At 70.4% G+C, this 17896-nt stretch carries 13 protein-coding genes and 2 pseudogenes; 2 read left to right on the top strand and 13 right to left on the bottom strand.

Annotated elements, in window-relative coordinates; translation table 11 throughout:
• Window positions 1-8: 8 nt before the first annotated feature.
• Together P2Q00_RS43495 and P2Q00_RS43500 are read right to left on the bottom strand one after the other, a co-directional pair.
• A complete protein-coding gene (locus tag P2Q00_RS43495; RefSeq protein ID WP_275780307.1) occupies window positions 9-878 on the bottom strand; it encodes an esterase/lipase family protein in 870 nt (289 codons plus the stop codon).
• Between the two features lie 172 nt (window positions 879-1050).
• A pseudogene (locus tag P2Q00_RS43500) lies at window positions 1051-1299 on the bottom strand (MarR family winged helix-turn-helix transcriptional regulator); the annotation flags it as partial.
• Window positions 1300-1541: 242 nt separating this feature from the next.
• On the opposite strand from P2Q00_RS43500, the pseudogene P2Q00_RS43505 reads away from it, so the two are divergent.
• Window positions 1542-1835: pseudogene (locus P2Q00_RS43505) on the top strand (cupin domain-containing protein); the annotation flags it as partial.
• Between the two features lie 17 nt (window positions 1836-1852).
• Here P2Q00_RS43505 and P2Q00_RS43510 read toward each other — a convergent pair.
• Both P2Q00_RS43510 and P2Q00_RS43515 read right to left on the bottom strand, forming a co-directional pair.
• The gene (locus P2Q00_RS43510; RefSeq protein WP_275780308.1) at window positions 1853-2863 is read right to left on the bottom strand and encodes a DNA polymerase Y family protein; all 1011 of its coding nucleotides are present in this window, start codon (window positions 2861-2863) and stop codon (window positions 1853-1855) included.
• Window positions 2860-6360: a DNA polymerase III subunit alpha gene (locus P2Q00_RS43515; RefSeq protein WP_275780309.1), complete on the bottom strand. Its 3501-nt coding sequence runs from the start codon at window positions 6358-6360 to the stop codon at window positions 2860-2862. The genes P2Q00_RS43510 and P2Q00_RS43515 overlap by 4 nt, the downstream gene beginning before the upstream one ends.
• 154 nt (window positions 6361-6514) lie before the next feature.
• On the opposite strand from P2Q00_RS43515, the gene P2Q00_RS43520 reads away from it, so the two are divergent.
• Complete coding sequence (locus P2Q00_RS43520) at window positions 6515-7549, top strand: DUF3533 domain-containing protein (RefSeq protein ID WP_275780310.1); 1035 nt, start codon at window positions 6515-6517, stop codon at window positions 7547-7549.
• 98 nt (window positions 7550-7647) lie between these two features.
• Here the strand turns inward: P2Q00_RS43520 and P2Q00_RS43525 are convergent, their stop codons facing one another.
• The 9 genes from P2Q00_RS43525 to P2Q00_RS43565 form a co-directional block, all read right to left on the bottom strand.
• Window positions 7648-8727, bottom strand: a complete 1080-nt coding sequence (locus P2Q00_RS43525) for a S1 family peptidase (RefSeq protein WP_275780311.1) — start codon at window positions 8725-8727, stop codon at window positions 7648-7650.
• 230 nt (window positions 8728-8957) lie between these two features.
• The gene (locus P2Q00_RS43530) at window positions 8958-9863 is read right to left on the bottom strand and encodes a slipin family protein (protein ID WP_275780312.1); all 906 of its coding nucleotides are present in this window, start codon (window positions 9861-9863) and stop codon (window positions 8958-8960) included.
• Window positions 9864-9991: 128 nt separating this feature from the next.
• Window positions 9992-10891, bottom strand: a complete 900-nt coding sequence (locus P2Q00_RS43535; RefSeq protein WP_275780313.1) for a S1 family peptidase — start codon at window positions 10889-10891, stop codon at window positions 9992-9994.
• Window positions 10892-11102: 211 nt separating this feature from the next.
• Window positions 11103-11882, bottom strand: coding sequence for a DUF1684 domain-containing protein (locus P2Q00_RS43540; protein ID WP_275780314.1), 780 nt, complete (start codon window positions 11880-11882; stop codon window positions 11103-11105).
• A 1-nt stretch (window position 11883) separates the two neighbouring features.
• Window positions 11884-13197 (bottom strand): NtaA/DmoA family FMN-dependent monooxygenase, encoded by a 1314-nt coding sequence (locus P2Q00_RS43545; RefSeq protein ID WP_275780315.1) that lies wholly within the window; start codon window positions 13195-13197, stop codon window positions 11884-11886.
• Window positions 13194-14249: an LLM class flavin-dependent oxidoreductase gene (locus tag P2Q00_RS43550; protein WP_275780316.1), complete on the bottom strand. Its 1056-nt coding sequence runs from the start codon at window positions 14247-14249 to the stop codon at window positions 13194-13196. Before P2Q00_RS43550 ends, P2Q00_RS43545 begins: the two co-directional genes overlap by 4 nt.
• Window positions 14249-15010 (bottom strand): amino acid ABC transporter ATP-binding protein, encoded by a 762-nt coding sequence (locus tag P2Q00_RS43555; RefSeq protein WP_275780317.1) that lies wholly within the window; start codon window positions 15008-15010, stop codon window positions 14249-14251. The genes P2Q00_RS43550 and P2Q00_RS43555 overlap by 1 nt, the downstream gene beginning before the upstream one ends.
• 78 nt (window positions 15011-15088) lie before the next feature.
• Window positions 15089-16846 carry an FAD/NAD(P)-binding protein gene (locus P2Q00_RS43560; RefSeq protein WP_275780318.1) on the bottom strand — a complete coding sequence of 586 codons (1758 nt, stop codon included), beginning with the start codon at window positions 16844-16846 and terminating at the stop codon, window positions 15089-15091.
• The gene (locus P2Q00_RS43565) at window positions 16843-17700 is read right to left on the bottom strand and encodes an amino acid ABC transporter permease (RefSeq protein ID WP_275780319.1); all 858 of its coding nucleotides are present in this window, start codon (window positions 17698-17700) and stop codon (window positions 16843-16845) included. The genes P2Q00_RS43560 and P2Q00_RS43565 overlap by 4 nt, the downstream gene beginning before the upstream one ends.
• Window positions 17701-17896 lie beyond the last annotated feature (196 nt).

The following is a 17896-nucleotide window of genomic DNA, read 5'->3' on the forward strand; positions in this document are numbered from 1 at the left end:
GATGTGCGTCAGCCCAGTGCGGACAGACAGGTGGTGGCGGTGGCGTGCGCCGGGTCCAGGGCGTTGGCCACCTCGTGGAAGGCGACCCGGTCGGTCAGCCCGATCAGGGCGTGCTCGGAGAGGTCGACCGCGCACAGGTTCTGCAGCAGCACGTTGTGCACGTCGGAACCGCTCAGGAACTGACTGCTGTACGGCGTGACCACCTCGTCGTACTTGGTGGCGATGACCGTGTAGTGGACGCCCGGGACGGTGTCTCCGCCCGCGTTGAGCTTGGTGAGGAAGGCGGATCCGACGATCTGGTCGGCGAGTCCGGGGGTCGACGCGGAGATCAGGTCCGCGGCACCGGGGAAGTACGGCAGCAGCTTGGTGAATCCGTCCAGGTCGGTGCCGTGGTTGTCGGGCGCGATGCCGACAAGGGCGTTCACCTTGGCGGCTCCGCCGAGGAACTTGAGGTAGTAGCGGGGCATCATGCCGCCCTGCGAGTGGCCGACGAGGTCGACCTTGGCGGCGCCGGTCGCGGAGAGCACCTTGTCGACGTAGGCGGAGAGTTGCTCTGCCGACTTGTCGATGGGACCGAGGCCGTAGAAGACGGGGACGCCCGACAACTGGCCGTAGTCGAGGGAGAAGACGCAGTAGCCGCGGTCCTCCAGATATGGGGCGAGGGCCAGCCAGTTGTCGACGGAGTTGGCGAGGGTGCCGTGGACCAGGACGACGGGCCGGGGATGGGTGGCGGACGGTTTGCAGGAGTAGTCGTTCCAGCCGCTCGACGAGGTCGCGGCCGTGTCGGCGGCGTGGGCGGCGGTGGCGGGGACGGTGGCGATCGCGGCGGTCAGCAGCAGCGCGGTCAGGGGTCTGAGGACTCGTTTCCAGGGCAGCATCGTGTGATCTCCTTGCGGCTCAAGGGAGTTGCGATGGCCTTACGCCCTGTGATCCGGATCACGAAGGATGCTGTTCACTCGTCAAGTTACGGGCGAGTAGCTCAAGTGTGAAGTTACGCGTCAGTAAAAACTTCCAGTGATAACTGACTCGGCAGTAGCCGACACCGAACCGTCACCAGGCGGGCCTGATGGGCCCATGGGGCGCGATGCGCCACAACTGCCCCCACAACGCCCGCACTTCAGCCTCTCCGAGCGCTTCACTCCACCCTTGCACCACCTCCGCGGCAGCCTCCTCCGCGGCCCGCGTACAGGCCCACCCCTGCTCGGTCAGCACGATCAACTTGGCGCGCGCATCGGCGGGATGCGACCGGCGTTCGGCATACCCCTTTCGCACGATCTCGTCGACGAGCTGACTGGCTGCCACTGCGCTGCGCCGCTGGACCCGTATGGAGTGAGCCCTGGGGTGAGGGGGACCGGCGCCGGTCCCCCTCACCCCGCGGCAACGGCGCAGCACGTGGTGTCCGACGACCACGGCGCTGCCCGGTGCCCGGAGAGGCACACTCTCCCCTTCCCGACGCTCGGCACTCCGCCCCAGGACAGCTGCCCACACCGCCTGCCGGCGCACAGGGCATGTGATCCCGCACTGCCCGAGCGGAGCGGTACGGCAGTCAGGAACTGTGCGCCTGGCGCGGCGAGATCCCCGCCGGGACCAAGGCGCCGGTCCACACCGTCAACCGCGAGGAGATCTTCCATCTCCTCATCGGCGAACTGCTCATCACCCTGGACGGACACACCGACCGCATCACCGCGGGCGACACGGTCATCGTCAATCCGGGTGCGACCCTCGGTGTCGAGAACCCCACCGATCAGACGGCGATCTCCTGGGTCACCACATCCATCGGCCTGGAGGCGGTACTCGCCGACGGCACCCGGATCACTCCCCCATGGGCCAACTGACCCTCCGACAGGAGGAGTTACGCCGCCAGCGCCCCCGGCCGCACCGCCCCCGGGCCGAACTTCGCCCGGACCCGGTCCGCGGCCTCCTCGATGCGGCGGACCTTCTCGTCCACCGGGTCGAAGGTGAGCTGGTAGGAGGCCTGTTCGGCGGGGCCGAGGGATTCGGCGCGGAGGGTGAGGGCGCGGACGCGGGCGCGTTGGAGGCCGAGGGAGTCGTACATGTCGTACGCGGTTCTGGTCAGGGCGGCCGAGTGGGCGGTGGGTTCCTTGAGGGTGCGGGTGCGGGTCGTCGCGGTGCGGTCGGCGTAGCGCGCGGTGAGGGTGAGCGTGCCGCAGACCTTGTCCAGGGCGCGCAGCCGGGCGCCCAGTTCCTCGGCGGCACGGAGCAGCGCGCGGCGGTGCCGGTCCGGGGACAACTCGTCGCGGCTGAAGGGGCGTTCGGCGGCCAGGATGGGGGTCCCCCCGCTCGAGCGAAGCCGAGAGTGGGGGAGGGAGACGGCGTTCGGGACGACCCGGCCGCGGTCGATGCCGTTCGCCTTCTCGTGCAGTTCGCGGGCCGTCTTCGCGCCGATCAGGCGCTGGAGTGTGGAGAGCGGTGCGGCGGCGACCCGGCCCAGGGTGTCGAGGCCGTACTCGCACAGGGTGCGGGCCGTCGCCGTGCCGACGCCGGGGAGCGCGGTGACCGGGCGGTCCGCGAGGAACTGTGCGATGCCGTCCGGATCACCGGGGACCTCGCAGGTCAGCCCGGGCCTGGCCGCATCCAGCGCCACGCGGGCCAGCATCGGGCCCGGCCCGGCGCCGATCACGCAGTCGACGCCGTACAGGGCGAGAGCGCGGACGCGGATCACCGACGCCAGTTCGACGGCGCTGCGCCCGAAGTACCGCTCGGCGCCCCGCAGATCGGCCAGCGCCGCATCCGGCGGCAGCGCCTCCACGACCGGGGTGAACTCCTCCAGCAGCCCGAGCAGCCCCGGCAGGGCGGCCTCGTACGCCGGAGGCAGCTGGAAACGTACGCACACAATGGTCATCCCGCACTCCCCGGGCTCTGGTGCCACAACTTCCGTACCTGTGAGGGCTCTTGACCCGCCGGTCGCAGATCGGCCCACGGGTTCATTTCGTATCCGGTGGGCATGTGGATGCGTCGGCCCTGGGCCGGGTCCGAGCCATGCCCCTCCGGCAGCGGCTCCGCCAGCCGCTTCGCCACCTCGTCGAGGCCGCCCTCGGCGCGCAGTTCGACCAGTTCGGCGAGGTTCCAGGCGGCGGCGCCCACCACGCTGAGGCTGCGCGGGCCGCGCCGCTGCACCACTCCGCGCACCAGCAGCAGCCAGGAGTGGAAGACGGTGTGGGCGCAGGCGTCGTGGGAGTCGTCGAAGAAGGCGAGGTCGACCAGGCCCGTACCGTCGTCCAGGGTGGAGAAGATGACGCGCTTGCCGGAGCGGATCGGCGGGGTCTGCGTCGCCGCCTTGGCGCCCGCGACCAGGACCGTCTCGCCGTGTCTCGTCTCTCGCAGCCGGCGCGCGGAGACCACGCCCAGTTCGTCGAGGAAGGCTCGGTGGTCGTCCATCAGGTTGCGCGAGGCGTCCATGGACAGCACGCCCAGCTCGGCACTGAGTTTCTCGGCGGAGGACAGGTCCGGCAGCCCGGCGGAGGCGGTCTTCCGCCCACCGGCCAGGGGGAGTTGGCCGCCGCCCGCACCCCGGGCACCCCGATGCAGCTCGGTCAAGTGCAGTTGCAGATCACGGCGGTTGGCCCCGAATTCATCCAACGCACCCACCTGGGCGAGCCGTTGGGCGAGCGGACGGCTCGGTCGCGCCCGCTCCCAGAAGTCCAGCAGCGAGGCATACGGCTGCCCCTCCGCGATCCGCGCCGCCTCGGCCTCGCTGATGCCGTACACATCGGAGAGGGCCAGTCGCAGCCCCCAGACCTCCGATCCTGATCCGGATCCCCCCGATTCGGACACCAGTTCGATACGATGTGCGACCGCCGACCGGTTCACATCCAACGGCAGCACCGGCACCCCGCGCCGCCGCGCATCCGCCAGCAGCAGCCGCTTCGGATACATCCCGGGGTCGTGCGTGAGCAGCCCCGCATAGAAGGCGGCCGGATGATGCGCCTTCAGCCATGCCGACTGGTACGTCGGTACGGCGAAGGCGACCGCGTGCGCCTTGCAGAAGCCGTAACTGCCGAAGGCCTCGACGATCTCCCAGGTCCGCCGAATCGTTTCCGCGTCGTAGCCGTTGGCCGCCGCGTGCTGGGCGAACCACACCTTGATCCGCCCCTGCGACTCCGGGTCCGACAGCCCGCGCCGCACCCGGTCCGCCTCGCCGCGCCCGCAGCGGGTCATGATGGCGACGATGTCGATGATCTGCTCGTGGAAGACGACGACCCCGTACGTCCCCTTCAGCGGTTCCTCCAGGTCCGGGTGGGGGTAGCGGACCGGCGCCCGCCCGTGCCGCGCCTCGATGAACGGCCGCACCATGTCGGCGGCGACCGGACCGGGACGGAAGAGGGAGATGTCGACGACGAGGTCGTGGAAGGTGGCCGGCTGCAGCCGCCCCACCAGGTCCCGCTGGCCCGGCGACTCGATCTGGAAGCAGCCCAACGTCTCGGTGGAACGGATGAGTTGATATGTCGCCGGGTCGCCGCCCTCGACCGCGTCCAGGTCGATCCGCTCCCCCGTGGCCCGCTCCACCTCGGCGACCGCGTGCGCCATCGCCGACTGCATCCGCACACCCAGCACATCGAGTTTGAGCAGCCCGAGGTCCTCGACGTCGTCCTTGTCGAACTGCGACATGGGGAAGCCCTCGCCGCTGGTCGGCATGACCGGCGTACGGGAGAGGAGGGAGGCGTCGGAGAGCAGGACCCCGCAGGGGTGCATGGCGACTCCGCGCGGGAGGGCGTCGAGAGCCTCGACCAGCTCCCAGAGCCGTCCGTACCGCGCCCCTTCCCGCTGAAGCTCCCCCGCCAGTGCGCGCAGTTCGGGCAGTTCCTCCAGTGCCGCGCGGGCGTCGCGGGCGCGGATGTGCGGGAATGACTTGGCGATGCGGTCGATGTCGGCCGGGTCCATGGACAGAGCCGCGCCGACATCGCGGATCGCGTGGCGGACGCGGTACGTCTCCGGCATCGCGACCGTCGCGACCCGCTCCGTGCCGAACCGGTCGATGATCGCGCGGTAGACCTCCAGCCTGCGTGCGGACTCCACGTCGATGTCGATGTCGGGGAGCACGACCCGCTCCTTGGACAGGAAGCGCTCCATCAGCAGTCCGTGCTCGACCGGGTCGGCGTTCGCGATGCCGAGGAGGTGGTTGACCAGGGAGCCCGCGCCGGAGCCGCGGGCCGCGACCCGGATGCCCATGTCCCTTACGTCGTCCACGACTTGAGCGACCGTCAGGAAGTAGGAGGCGAAGCCGTGGTGGGCGATGATGTCCAGCTCCCGGTGCATCCGCTCCCAGTAGGCGCGCCTGCCGGAGTAGCCGTGCAGCATCATCCCGGCCGCCGCCCGTGAGGCCAGCGCCCGCTGGGCGGTGCGGCGGCCGGCGCCGACGAGGTGCGGCTCGGGGAAGTGGACGGCGCCCATGCCGAGGTCGTCCTCGGGGTCGACCAGGCACTCGGCGGCTGTCGCCTGCGTCTGCTCCAGCAGCCGGTGGGCGGTGTCGCGCCGGTAGCCCGCGGCCTCGACGATCCGCTCGGCGGCGTGCAGCATGTCGCCCGCGCCCTTGAGCCAGGCCTCGCCGGAGTCCAGTTCCTTCGTCGGGTCGACGGGGACCAGCCGGCGGGCGGCGTCCAGGACGTCGGCGACCGGGCCGAGGCCGGGGTCGGCGTAGCGGACGGCGTTGCTGAGCACCGGGCGGATGTGCTGCTCGGCGGCGAAGCCGACGGTGCGGGCGGCCAGGCGCAGGGAGCCGGGGCCGGTGCCCTTGCGGCCGTGCCAGACCGCTTCGAGGCGCAGGGCGTCGCCGTAGATCTCCCGCCAGGGGGCGAGCAGCTTGGCCGCGCGGTCGGGGCGGCCGGCGGCGAGGGCGCGGCCGACGTCGGAGGCGGGGCCGAGCAGGACGGTCAGGCCGTCGGCGGCGGGGGTCCCCCCGCTCGGGTGCGTCCGGGAGTGGGGGGTGTCGGTCCAGGGCAGCAGGGGCGGGCCCTCGGCGGAGTGCGCCGCGGTGACCAGGCGGCACAGGTCGGCCCAGCCGCGGGCGCCGTCCCGGGCGAGGAAGGTGACGCGGGGTGTCGACTCGTCGATGAAGGCACCGCCGCGTACGGGGGTGCGGCGCCTTTCCCGTCGTACGGGATCGTCCTCCCGCAGCCGGGCGGGCTGCTCCACCGCCAGTTCCGTACCGAACAGCGGGCGGATGCCCGCCTTGGCGCAGGCCTTGGCGAAGCGGACCGCGCCGGCGAGGGTGTCGCGGTCGGTGAGGGCGAGGGCGTCCATGCCCCGCTCGGAGGCGCGCTCGGCCAGCCGCTCCGGGTGCGAGGCGCCGTAGCGCAGGGAGAACCCGGAGACGGTGTGCAGATGGGTGAAGCCAGGCATCCGCACCTCCCGCTCTTGTCCGCCGTCGTCCGCAATCGAACATCAGTTCCCGACTGCCCCACCCCCACCATAGACCAAAAATCGAATGAGTGTGCGACAACCGTTCGGCCCTCCCCCACCTGCGGAAACGTCCGCCGCCCCGGACCGTGAGGACATGACGCAGAGGACCTTTCTCGCCGAGGTGAAGGACGCGGTCACCCCGCGCGCCACCCTGCTGGTCGTCGGCGTGATCGCCCTCCAGCTGCTGTTCATCGCCTCCTACGTGGGCGCGCTGCACGATCCGAAGCCCAAGGACGTGCCCTTCGGAGTCGTCGCGCCCAAGGCCGCGGCCGAACAGGCGGTGGCCCGGCTGGACAAGCTGCCCGGCTCGCCCTTCGACCCGCGTGTGGTGGCGGACGAGGCGACGGCGCGCGCGCAGATCCTGAACCGGGACATCGACGGCGCACTGATCGTCAACCCGGCCCGCACCACCGACACGCTCCTGGTCGCCAGCGGCGGCGGCACCGTTCTCGCGAACACCCTGGCGCAGTACCTCACCGTCCTGGAGGCCTCCCAGCAGCGGACCGTCCGGACGGTGGACGTGGCTCCGGCCTCGCCCCAGGACTTCGACGGGCTGACGTCCTTCTATCTGGTCGTGGGCTGGTGCGTCGGCGGCTATCTGTGCGCCTCGATCCTGGCGATCAGCACGGGCGCCCGGCCCGCCAACCCGCGCCGCGCGGTGATCCGGCTGGTCGTGATGGCGCTGGTCTCGATCGTCGGCGGGCTCGGCGGGGCGGTGATCGTGGGCCCGATCCTGGGCGCTCTGCCGGGCAGCGTGATGGCCTTGTGGGGGCTGGGCGCGCTGGTCACCTTTGCGGTCGGGGCGGCGACGCTCGGACTCCAGGGGATCTTCGGGATCGTCGGCATCGGTCTGGCGATCCTGCTCGTGGTGATCGCGGGCAACCCGAGCGCGGGCGGCGCCTTCCCGCTGCCGATGCTGCCGCCGTTCTGGAAGGCGATCGGGCCGGCGCTGCCGCCGGGGGCGGGGACCTGGGTGGCGCGCTCGATCGCCTACTTCGACGGCAACGACACGACCGACGCCCTGCTGGTGCTGTCGGCCTGGGCGGCGGCGGGCATCGCGGTCACGCTGGCGGCGGCGGTACTGCGCGAGAGGCGCGCGGGCGAGCCCCTGCCGACTCAGGTGCAGTAGCACTCCGGTACGCGAAAGTCCCGCCCCTCGCGCGCGGGGCGGGACCTTCACTCAACTTCACACAACTTCGAGCAACTTCTGCGGAGCCGGTGTGACGGTCAGCCGATCTCGGCGCCCTCGGCCGACAGCGCCTCGGTGACCGGCTGGAAGAAGGTCTCGCCGCCGGAGGTGCAGTCGCCGCTGCCGCCGGAGGTGAGGCCGATCGCCGCGTCGCCGTCGAAGAGCGAGCCGCCGCTGTCGCCGGGCTCGGCGCAGACGTCGGTCTGAATGAGACCGCTGACCGTGCCCTCCGAGTAGTTCACGGTGGCGTTCAGACCGGTGACCGTGCCGTCGTGCACCTGGGTGGTGGAGCCGCTGCGGGTCACCTTCTCGCCGACCGTGGCCTCGGCGGCGTGGGTGATGGACTGCGAGGAGCCGTCGTAGAGGTCGACCTCGCTCGGGTGGTCCACGTCGGCGGTGTACTTGACCAGGCCGAAGTCGTTGCCCGGGAACTGGGAGTCGGCGTTGGTGCCGATCTCGTTGCCGCTGGAGTCCGACCAGGTGGAGATGGCGTCGGTGCAGTGGCCGGCGGTGAGGAAGTACGCCTCGCCGCCCTTGGTCACGTTGAAGCCGAGCGAGCAGCGGCCGCCCGAGCCGGAGATGGCGTCGCCGCCCGCGATGAAGGGCTTGAACTCCCCCTTCGAGCGCTTGAGTTCGGCCTTGGCCCCGAGCCCGTCGACGACCTTGCTCAGCTTGGCCAGCTCGGCCTTCGAGACGGTCTTGTCGGCGGTGACGACGACCTTGTTGCTGACGGGGTCCGTCGCCCAGGACGTGCCCGGGATGGTGGCGTCCTTCGTCAGCGTCGTACGGGCGCTGTTGAGTTCGGCGAGGGAGTTCTCTACGACTCTGGCTTTGGCGCCGGCCGCCTCGACAGCCTTGGCGGCGGTCTCGTCGAGGACGTTCACGACGAGGCTCTTGGCCTTCGCGTCGTAATACGTTCCGGCCGCGTCGGTGCCGAGGTTCTTGCCGAGGGCCGAGGCGAGCTTTCCGGCCGCCGCGGCCGACAGGGTCTGGGGCGCGGAGGTCTTCGGGGCCTCGCTGGCGTTCGCAGTCTGGAATGTGACTCCCGCGGCGACCAGTGCGGCTATGCCCGCACCTACCACGGCTGCACGCCGCTTGGGTATGCGTCGGTGCTTCAACTCACGTCCTCCTGTGGGGGGTCGGTCCGGGAGGTTGTGGGGACCTCGCGAACCTGAAGGCGTTGAACAGCGCCTACTATCCCGAGGCCGACAGGGAGCACACAAGGGCGTCTTCAGGACGCGCGTAGAACAGGTTTTGCACGCCCCCTCATTTTTGACAGTCCACGGTCACCCCACGTCTTCGCTCTGCAAACACTGCGAGCAAGCGGTCCGTATGCACCGCGTAAGGTCTAGCCCTGTCCGAAATTCGACCCCTCGGGACCCGGATCCAAGCGGGGCACCGGAGGCGGCAGTTGCTCCTGCACCGGTTGCTCCTGCACCGGTTGCTGCTGCACCGGCTGCTGCGCGATCTGCTGAGGCTGGGGCGCCCCGGGCGACTGCTGTGCCCTCTCCAGGAACCGCAGCAACTCCACCGGGAACGGCAGGACGAGCGTGGAGTTCTTCTCGGCGGCGACCGCCACCACCGTCTGCAGCAGCCGCAGCTGCAGCGCGGCGGGCTGCTCGGACATCTGCTTGGCGGCCTCGGCGAGCTTCTTCGACGCCTGCAGTTCGGCGTCGGCGTTGATGACCCGCGCCCGCCGCTCGCGGTCGGCCTCGGCCTGCCGGGCCATGGAGCGCTTCATGGTCTCGGGCAGGGACACGTCCTTGATCTCGACGCGGTCGATCGTGACGCCCCACTCCACGGCCGGGCTGTCGATCATCAACTCCAGCCCCTGGTTGAGCTTTTCGCGGTTGGAGAGCAGATCGTCCAGCTCGCTCTTGCCGATGATGGACCTGAGCGAGGTCTGTGCCATCTGCGAGACCGCGAACCGGTAGTCCTCGACCCGGACGATCGCTTCGGCGGCCCCGGTCACCTTGAAGTAGACGACGGCGTCCACCCGCACCGTGACGTTGTCCCGGGTGATGCCCTCCTGCGCGGGCACGGGCATCGTCACGACCTGCATATTGACCTTCTGGAGCCGGTCCACGAACGGCACGATCATCGTGAACCCCGGCCCGCGCACCTCGTCGCGGAGCCTGCCGAGCCGGAACACCACGCCGCGTTCGTACTGTTTGACGACCCGTGCCGCCGCCATCGCATAAACCACACCGGCGGACGCAAGCGTCACTCCCGCCGCCACCAGCGCCTCGACCATGCCGGCCCCCAGGAGACTGAGCCCTACCTGTCTCTGTCTGTACTCCGAAGGTAACTCCGTCACCCGGACAAGAGGGAGCCCCCGCACACCAGTTGTGTGCGGGGGCCACTCTCAGGAAGCGTCGAGCGTCAGCCGATGCTCACGCCGTAGTGGCTCAGAGCCGCGGTGACCGGCTGGAAGAAGGTCGTACCGCCGGAGGTGCAGTCGCCGCTGCCGCCGGAGGTCAGACCGTAGGCCACGCTGCCGCCGTAGAGCGGACCGCCGCTGTCGCCGCCCTCGGCGCAGACCGTGGTCTGGATCAGGCCGTAGACGACGTCGCCGCTGCCGTAGTTGACGGTGGCGTTCAGTGCGGTGACCCGGCCGCTGTGTGTGCCGGTGGTGGAGCCGCGGCGGTACACCGTCGTACCGACGCTCGGGGTGGCCGCGCTGGAGATCGTCTGGTTGCCGACCGTGCTCGGGTGCGAGATGGACGAGTTGGTGTAGCGCACCAACGCGTAGTCACTGCCCGGGAAGGTGTAGCCGACGTTGGTGCCCAGCGTCGTGGTGTGGCCGGAGTTGGAGTACCAGGTGGAGGCGACCTGGCCGCAGTGGCCGGCGGTCAGGAAGTAGTAGGTGCTCCCGCTGTGCACGTTGAAGCCGAGGGAGCAGCGGTACTGGCCGCCGTAGATGGCGTCGCCGCCGCTGATCAGCGGCTTGAACTGGCCGGACGTGCGCTTGATGGCGAGGGCGCCGGAGTTGGCGCCGGCCTGGCGCTCGATCTTCGCGATCTCGGCCTTGGAGACCGTGCTGTCGACGGTGACGACAACGCGGTTGGTCTTGCTGTCGACGGCCCAGGCGGTGCCCGGGACGTTCGCCTTGAGCACCGAGGCATTGGCGCTCTTCAGCTGGGCCGTGCTGAAGGGTGTGGCGGTGGACGCGTTCGCGCTGGGGACCGCGATCGCGGCGGCGGCCACGAGACCGGTGGTGACGGCGATCAGCCGGGTCCGTCTCGCAATACCGCTGCGGGGGGTGGTGCGCTTGATCCTCACGTTCGTTCCTCCCAAGGGGAAGTCAGTGGGCCCGCGTGGGGTCGGGGCCCGTGAGGCGCAGCCAGGGCTCTGATCATCCGGATTCCGGACACGCCGTGCCCCTGACAAGCGCTTGCCGGGAGTATTCGGCCGAACGACCGGTAGACGCAAGGGGGCCTTTCGGCCGTCAACCTTTGGATCAACTATGCTTTTTGGCCACCCGTGCCCTGGTTCAGACCAGGTTGCGCTCACCCGCCTCGACAGCGACGTCCAGCGTGTTCCCCGGCGGCGGAAAAGGGCAGATGAAGTGGTCCGCGAAGGCGCACGGCGGCAGCACGGCGCGGTTGAGGTCGACCGTCGTACGGCCCTCGGCATCGGGGGCCTGCGGGTAGAGAAACCGGAAGCAGAAACTTCCGTCCCCGCTGGTCGTATCGGCGAAGACGGCCCACAGCACATCGCCTTGGATCGCGACCTGGAGGGTGAGGTCCTGTCCGTCGAGAGTGAAGGCCAGTTCGCCGGCGAGTCCCAGCCCGCGTCCGCGTCCGTCCGCGTTCTTCACGCGTACGGTGCGGTCCTCGCCGTACGGTGTGAAGCGCCCCGGCACCGACCAGCGCGGATCGTAGGGCGTGGCCTCGATCCCGCGGAAGGCGCGCCGCGCCTGCGACGCCGGATCGAAGTCCCGCACACCCCAGACCCCTTCGCGGACGAGCACGACCAGCCGCCGCTCGCCGTGGGCGACCCGGGCCGCGTCCACCGCTGCGGAGTCGGCCGTGAGCCGAACCGCGCCGTCGAGGGGCTGCCCGTCCACGGTCAGACCATCGGCGGCCACGGCGGTCAGCACCACACCCTCGCCGTCGGCCGCCCAGATCCCGGGAATGTCCGGAAGTCGCCCGTCCGGATGGTCCTCGAACCAGTGCGTACCGGTCAGCGCAAGCGGCCCGTAGGGCGCCGACACCGTCTCGACGCGGCGCTCCTGCCACTTCTTCCACTCATCGCACGCATCCGAAGTCATGTCAGCCCCTCCATACCGGGTCGGGCAACCCGAGATGTGAGCGCAGAGTGGCGCCCTGGTATTCCGTGCGGAACACACCCCGCTCCTGGAGCAGCGGCACCACCCGGTCCACGAACTCGTCGAGCCCGCTCGGGGTGATCACCGGCTGGACGATGAAACCGTCGGCGGCGTCCTTCTGCACGAACTCGTCGAGCTCGGCGGCGACGGCCTCGGGAGTGCCGATGAAGGACTGCCGGGCGCCCGCCTCGATCACGGTCTGCCGGATGGACAGCCCCTTCTCCTTCGACAGCGCCCGCCACTTCTCGGCGATCGCGACGGTGTCGCCGCGCCGGGTGCGCCCCTGGGTGATCCCCGAGTCCGCCACCGGGTCGATCTCGGGGAGCGGCCCGTCGGGGTCGTACGACGACAGGTCGACGCCCCAGATCTGCTCCAGGGCGAGGATCGCGTTCTGCGGGGAGACCTGCTGCCGCCGGATCTCGGCGGCCCTGTCCTGTGCCTCGGCGGCGGTGTCCCCGAGGACGACCGTGACGCCGGGCATGATCTTCAAGTCCCCAGGATTACGGCCGTACTTGGCCAGCCTCCGCTTCACATCGGCGTAGAAGGAGCGCCCCGCCGCCAGCGAGCCGTGCCGCGTGAAGACGACGTCGGCCGTGGCCGCGGCGAACTCCCGACCCTCGTCCGAGTCACCTGCCTGAATGACGACCGGGTGCCCCTGCGGCGAGCGCGGCAGCGTGAACTCGCCCGCGATGTCGAAGTGTTCCCCGCGATGCGCAAAGGGCCGGGGGACGCCGTCCGGGGTCCACGAGTCCCACAACTGCCTTGCCGTGGCGACGAATTCGGCGGCCCGCGTGTACCGGTCGGCCCGGTCGAGGAAGCCGCCGCGCCGGAAGTTCTCCCCGGTGAAGGCGTCCGAGGAGGTCACCACGTTCCAGGCCGCCCGGCCGCCGCTGAGGTGGTCCAACGTGGCCAGCCTGCGGGCGAGCTCGTACGGCTCGTTGAAGGTCGCGCTGACCGTGGCCGCGAGCCCGAGGTGTTCCGTCACGGCGGCGAGCGCGTTGAGCACGGTGAGCGACTCGGGCCGCCCCACCACGTCCAAGTCGTGGATACGGCCCTTGTGTTCACGCAGCCGCAGCCCCTCCGCGAGGAAGAAGAAGTCGAACAGGCCACGTTCGGCGGTGCGGGCCAGATGCTCGAAGGACGAGAAGTCGATCTGCGACTTCGAGCGCGGATCGGCCCATACGGTGGTGTTGTTGACGCCGGGGAAGTGCGCGGCGAGATGGATCTTTTTGAGCGACGTACGAGGCCGTACCGTCATGACGCTCCCCCTGTCACGGCGTACTGGTTGGCGGGCCTGGCGAGCCCCAGGTGCTCCCTGAGGGTGCTGCCGGGGTAGAAGGTGCGGAACAGGCCGCGGTGCTGGAGCAGGGCCACCGTGCCGTTGACGAGTCGCTCCAGGTCACGGCGCGGCTCGGTGGGCGTGAGGTGGAATCCGTCGACGATGCCGTCCGCGTGCCAGATGGCGATCAGTTCGGCGAGGTCCACCGGGCCGCCCCGGTACAGCGGGCCCTGCACGGTCTGCCGGGGGCCGCCCCCGCCATGGCCCGGCTCGGCCGCGTGCTCGCCGTCGCCGAGGTCGACGAGGAGACTCGCGAGGACGCGCAGGGTGTCGGGGTTGCGCCCGAACTCCGCGGCGGTCCGACGGAGTTGGTCCCGTACGGCGGCGGCCTGCGCGGGGCTGGCGGCCCGTACGAGGGCCACGTCGGCGTACCGGGCGGCGGTGCGCCGGGCGTGTCCCTCGGTGGCGTCGACCACGCGGACGGGACGGCCCTGTGGGGGGCGCGGCACGATCGAGGGACCCTTCACCGAGAAGCCGGCGCCGGTGAAGTCGACGTGGTGCAGCTTGTCCCGGTCGACGAAGCGGCCGGTCGCCCGGTCCCGTATCTCGGCGTCGTCCTCCCAGCTGTCCCACAGCCTGGCGGCCACGTCGGCGACTTCACCGGCCTCGTGCCACAGCTCGTCGGCGGGTGCGGCATACCGGCGGCCGAAGAGACGGGCCTCGCCCTCGGTGGTGGACACGTCGATCCGCCAGCCGGCCCGGCCGCGGCTGACCCAGTCGAGGGTGGCGACGGCGGCCTGGACGTGGAAGGGCTCGGTGTGTGTGGTGGTGACGGTGGGGACCAGGCCGATGCGGTCGGTGGCGGGCGCGACGCGGGACAGCACGGCGAGCGCGTCGGGGCCGGGCCGGGCGAAGGTGTCGTCCAGCGTGACGAAGTCCAGGCCGCCGCGCTCGGCGAGCCGCGCGAGGTCGACGTAGGAGCCGGCGTCGTAGGCGGAGGATTGGTCGACAGCAGCAGAGAGATGCAACATCACAGCACCTTTGAGAGAAACGCCCGCGTGCGGTCGTGTTGCGGGTTGTCCAGTACGTCCGCCGGTGTGCCCTGCTCGACGATCCGCCCGCCGTCCATGAAGACAACGGTGTCGGCGACCTCGCGAGCGAAGCCGATCTCATGCGTGACCACGATCATCGTGGTGCCCTGATGGGCCAAGTCCCTTAGGACGTCGAGGACTTCACCGACCAGCTCGGGGTCGAGCGCGGAGGTCGGTTCGTCGAACAGCAGCAGCTTGGGCTCCAGGGCGAGTGCCCGTGCGATGGCGACGCGCTGCTGTTGTCCGCCGGACAGCTGCCGGGGGTAGGCGTCGGTCTTGTCGGCGAGACCGACCCGGTCGAGCAGCCGGCGCGCGGTCTCGACGGCCTCCTTTCGCGGCCGTCGCAACGCCGAGACCGGTGCTTCGATGACGTTGTCCAGCACGGTGAGGTGCGGGAAGAGATTGAAGTTCTGGAAGACGAACCCGATCCGCGTCCGCTGCTTGAGCACCTCCCGCTCGGGCAGTTCGTGCAGCTTGTCGCCGGAGCGCCGGTAGCCGATCAGCGTGCCGTCCACGCTGATCGCGCCATGGTCCACCTTCTCCAGGTGGTTGATGGTGCGCAGCAGCGTCGACTTGCCGGAGCCGGACGGGCCGAGGACGACGGTGACCTGACCGGTACGCACCTCCAGATCGATGCCCTTGAGGACCTCCAGCGAGCCGAAGCTCTTGTGGACGGATCTGATGTCGACCATGACGCTCATCGCGGGGTTCCTTGAAGTCGAGGGGTTTCGTGGAGGGGATTCATGCGGCTTGAGGGGTTCATGAGGCTCTCAAGGGGTTCATGAGGCCGCATCGGAGACGACGGCGCGCAGAAAGACCAGTGCGGCCCGTGCCGTCGCGTCGTTCTGCCGGAACGCGGGTCCGCCGGTGCGCGGCCGGGTGAAGGCACCGGGTGTGCGGCCGTCGGTGTAGGGCCCGAGCGCGAACCGCCGGGGATGCGGCCGCCCGGCCCGGTCGAGGAGCCGCCCGTCGGCGGGGTCCACCCGGAGCAGCCCGTCGGGGGTCTCGGCGGCGCCGTCTGCGTGCAGTTCGCGCAGCAGGGTGTCGCGGGCCCGTCCGACGGTGGGCTCGGGCAGCCGCGCCTCGACCAGTGCCCGTGCCTCGACGAAGGAGTCCGGCACGGTGGCGCTCGACGCCCGGAACACCCCGCCCTCGGCGCCGACGGTCATGTCGGCGCCGAGGAACTTCAGGACACCGGCACGGGACAGCGCCAGCATCTGCCGCAGCCGCGGCCCGGGCGGCCCGGACGCCAGATAGCTGAAGAAACCGTGCCACCAGGGACCGATGCCACCGAGCCGGACCAGCTGGCCGTAGACGGAGAGCAGCCCGAGGAACACCGCCAAGTCCGGGCTGTAGTCAGGATCATGACTCCTGCTCAGGTCCTGCTCGACATAACCGTGCAGCCCCTCCTGGAACTCCTCGAACGAGCCGTACCGCACCCCGTCAAGCGGGCGGTCCAGCGCGTCCAGGTCGAGCCGGTCGGCGGGGTCGGGCACGGCGGACGCCACGAGCGCCTCCCGCTCGGCCGCGTCGGACGCGGCCGCGTACTTCTCCTCGAAGGTGCTCCAGTCGACGCCCGTCCGCTCCGGATGCACGGTGAACAGCCGGTGGTAGTGGGCAAACCCCAGCTCCTTCTCCACCAGCGGCCACACATCCCGCCGGAAGTCGAACCCCTCGGGCCGGGCGAGCAGCGCGTCCACCTCGGGCGGCCCGAAGAACCTCGGCAGCGGCGGCCGTTCACCACTCCAGTCGTAGCCGATCTTCGAGTGGTACGGCACTCCGCGCCGCGAACCGACGTACAGCACCGGCTCCTGCCCCGACGGCACATAGGTGTCACCCTCGTACCGCCCGCCCCGCCCCTCGGTCAGCAGCACCATCAGATCGACGAAGGCGAGCCCGAACCCGCGCACGAGGACGGGTTCGCCGGCCCTCAGCGCGGACAGATCACTGTCGGCGGTGAAGTCGGGCGGCAGGTGCACCAGGCCGTGCGTCTTCGCATACGCGGCCAACTCCTCCTGATGGTCGTCGAGTTCGGCGTCGAGATGGCCGAGCGCGAGCACGACGAGATCGGCGAGGAGCGGGCGCGGCCGGCCCTCCAGCCACACCTGCTGACGGCCCTCGCGCGAGCCGCTGACCCGCACGGCCCGCCGCGGATGATGGTGGACGGTGACGTCCGGGGGCAGGGCGGCGACAGCCTGTTCATGCACCCAGCGGAGATAGGCCCCCTGGAGTTGCCGGTCCGCAAAGGTACGGCCGTCGATGCCGGCCCACTCGTGCAGCGTGGGCCCCTCCCGCACCGGGCCCTCCATGGCCACCGTCTCGTCGGTGAACATCGTGACGTCCTCGGCGTGGGAGTTCATCCACAGCAGCGGCGACTGGGCGGCACGCCAGATCCGACCGGCGCCCGGCTGATGGGGGTCGACGAGATGGATGTCGAGGCCCGAACCGGCGTACAGGTCGGGCGCGTTGGCGGCGATCCGCTCGATGAGACCGGTCCCCCGCGGACCGGCCCCGACGATCACCAGGGAAGGCCTCATCGCGCGCGCTCCGAACCGCGGGCGTAGTGCTTCTCCACGTAGTACTGGCCGATGCCGAGCACCGAGGTGACGACGGTGTACCAGAGGGTGGCCACCATCAGCAGCGGAATGACCTGGTAAGTGCGGTGATAGATCAGCTGCGCCGAGAAGAGCAGGTCGTTGACCGCGATGACGCTGACGATGGAGGTGCCCTTGAGGGTGCCGATCAGCATGTTCCCGGCGGGCGGCACGATGGAGCGCATCGCCTGCGGCAGCACGATCCGCCGCCGGCGCCGCCACCGGCTCAGTCCGAGCGCCTGGGCGGCCTCGATCTGCCCCCGGTCGACGGACAGGATGCCGCCGCGCACGACCTCGGCGGCATACGCGGCTTCGTGCAGCGTCAGCCCGACGATGGCGACCTCGACCGGCCCGAGCAGATTGACGGTCCGCACCCCGAACAGCTCCGGGTACAGGGCTCCGATGTTGAACCACAACAACAGCTGCACCAGGATCGGAATCGACCGGAAGAGCCAGACATACCCCCAACTCACCGCCCTCAGCACGGGGTTGGCGGACAGCCGGAACGCGGCAAGCAGCGTGCCCAGCGCAAACCCGAGCACCATCACGACGGCGGTCAGCCACAGCGTGAGCCACAGGCCGCGCAGCACGGAGTCCGAGGTGAAGTAGTCGGCGACGACGTCCCACTGGAACGCCCTGTTGCGCAGTACGGAGTTGACGACGAGCCCGAGAAGCACCAGGACGACGACAGCGGCGCCCCACTGCCCGAACCGGCGCTGCGGAACGATCCGTAGCGAGTCGGCGCGCTCCGGCATCTCCGGTGCGGCGGGAATTTTGGCGAGGGTGTCGGAAGACATGGGAAGGCTCCGTGACGTTGGTAGAACGTCGAACACGGGTGGGTGCCTTCACACGGACGCACAGCGCGGTGCACGGTGCGATACGGCCGAGCCCCTCAGCAGGGCCGTCCATCGACTGTACGGGGCCGTTTCCCCTCACTGTCAAGGCTGTCCGGGATGTGAGCCGCACGTCTCAAGTCAGTTGACGCAGAACCGG

The organism is Streptomyces coacervatus (genome assembly GCF_029223485.1).
GTDB classification, from domain to species: Bacteria; Actinomycetota; Actinomycetes; order Streptomycetales; family Streptomycetaceae; genus Streptomyces; species Streptomyces coacervatus.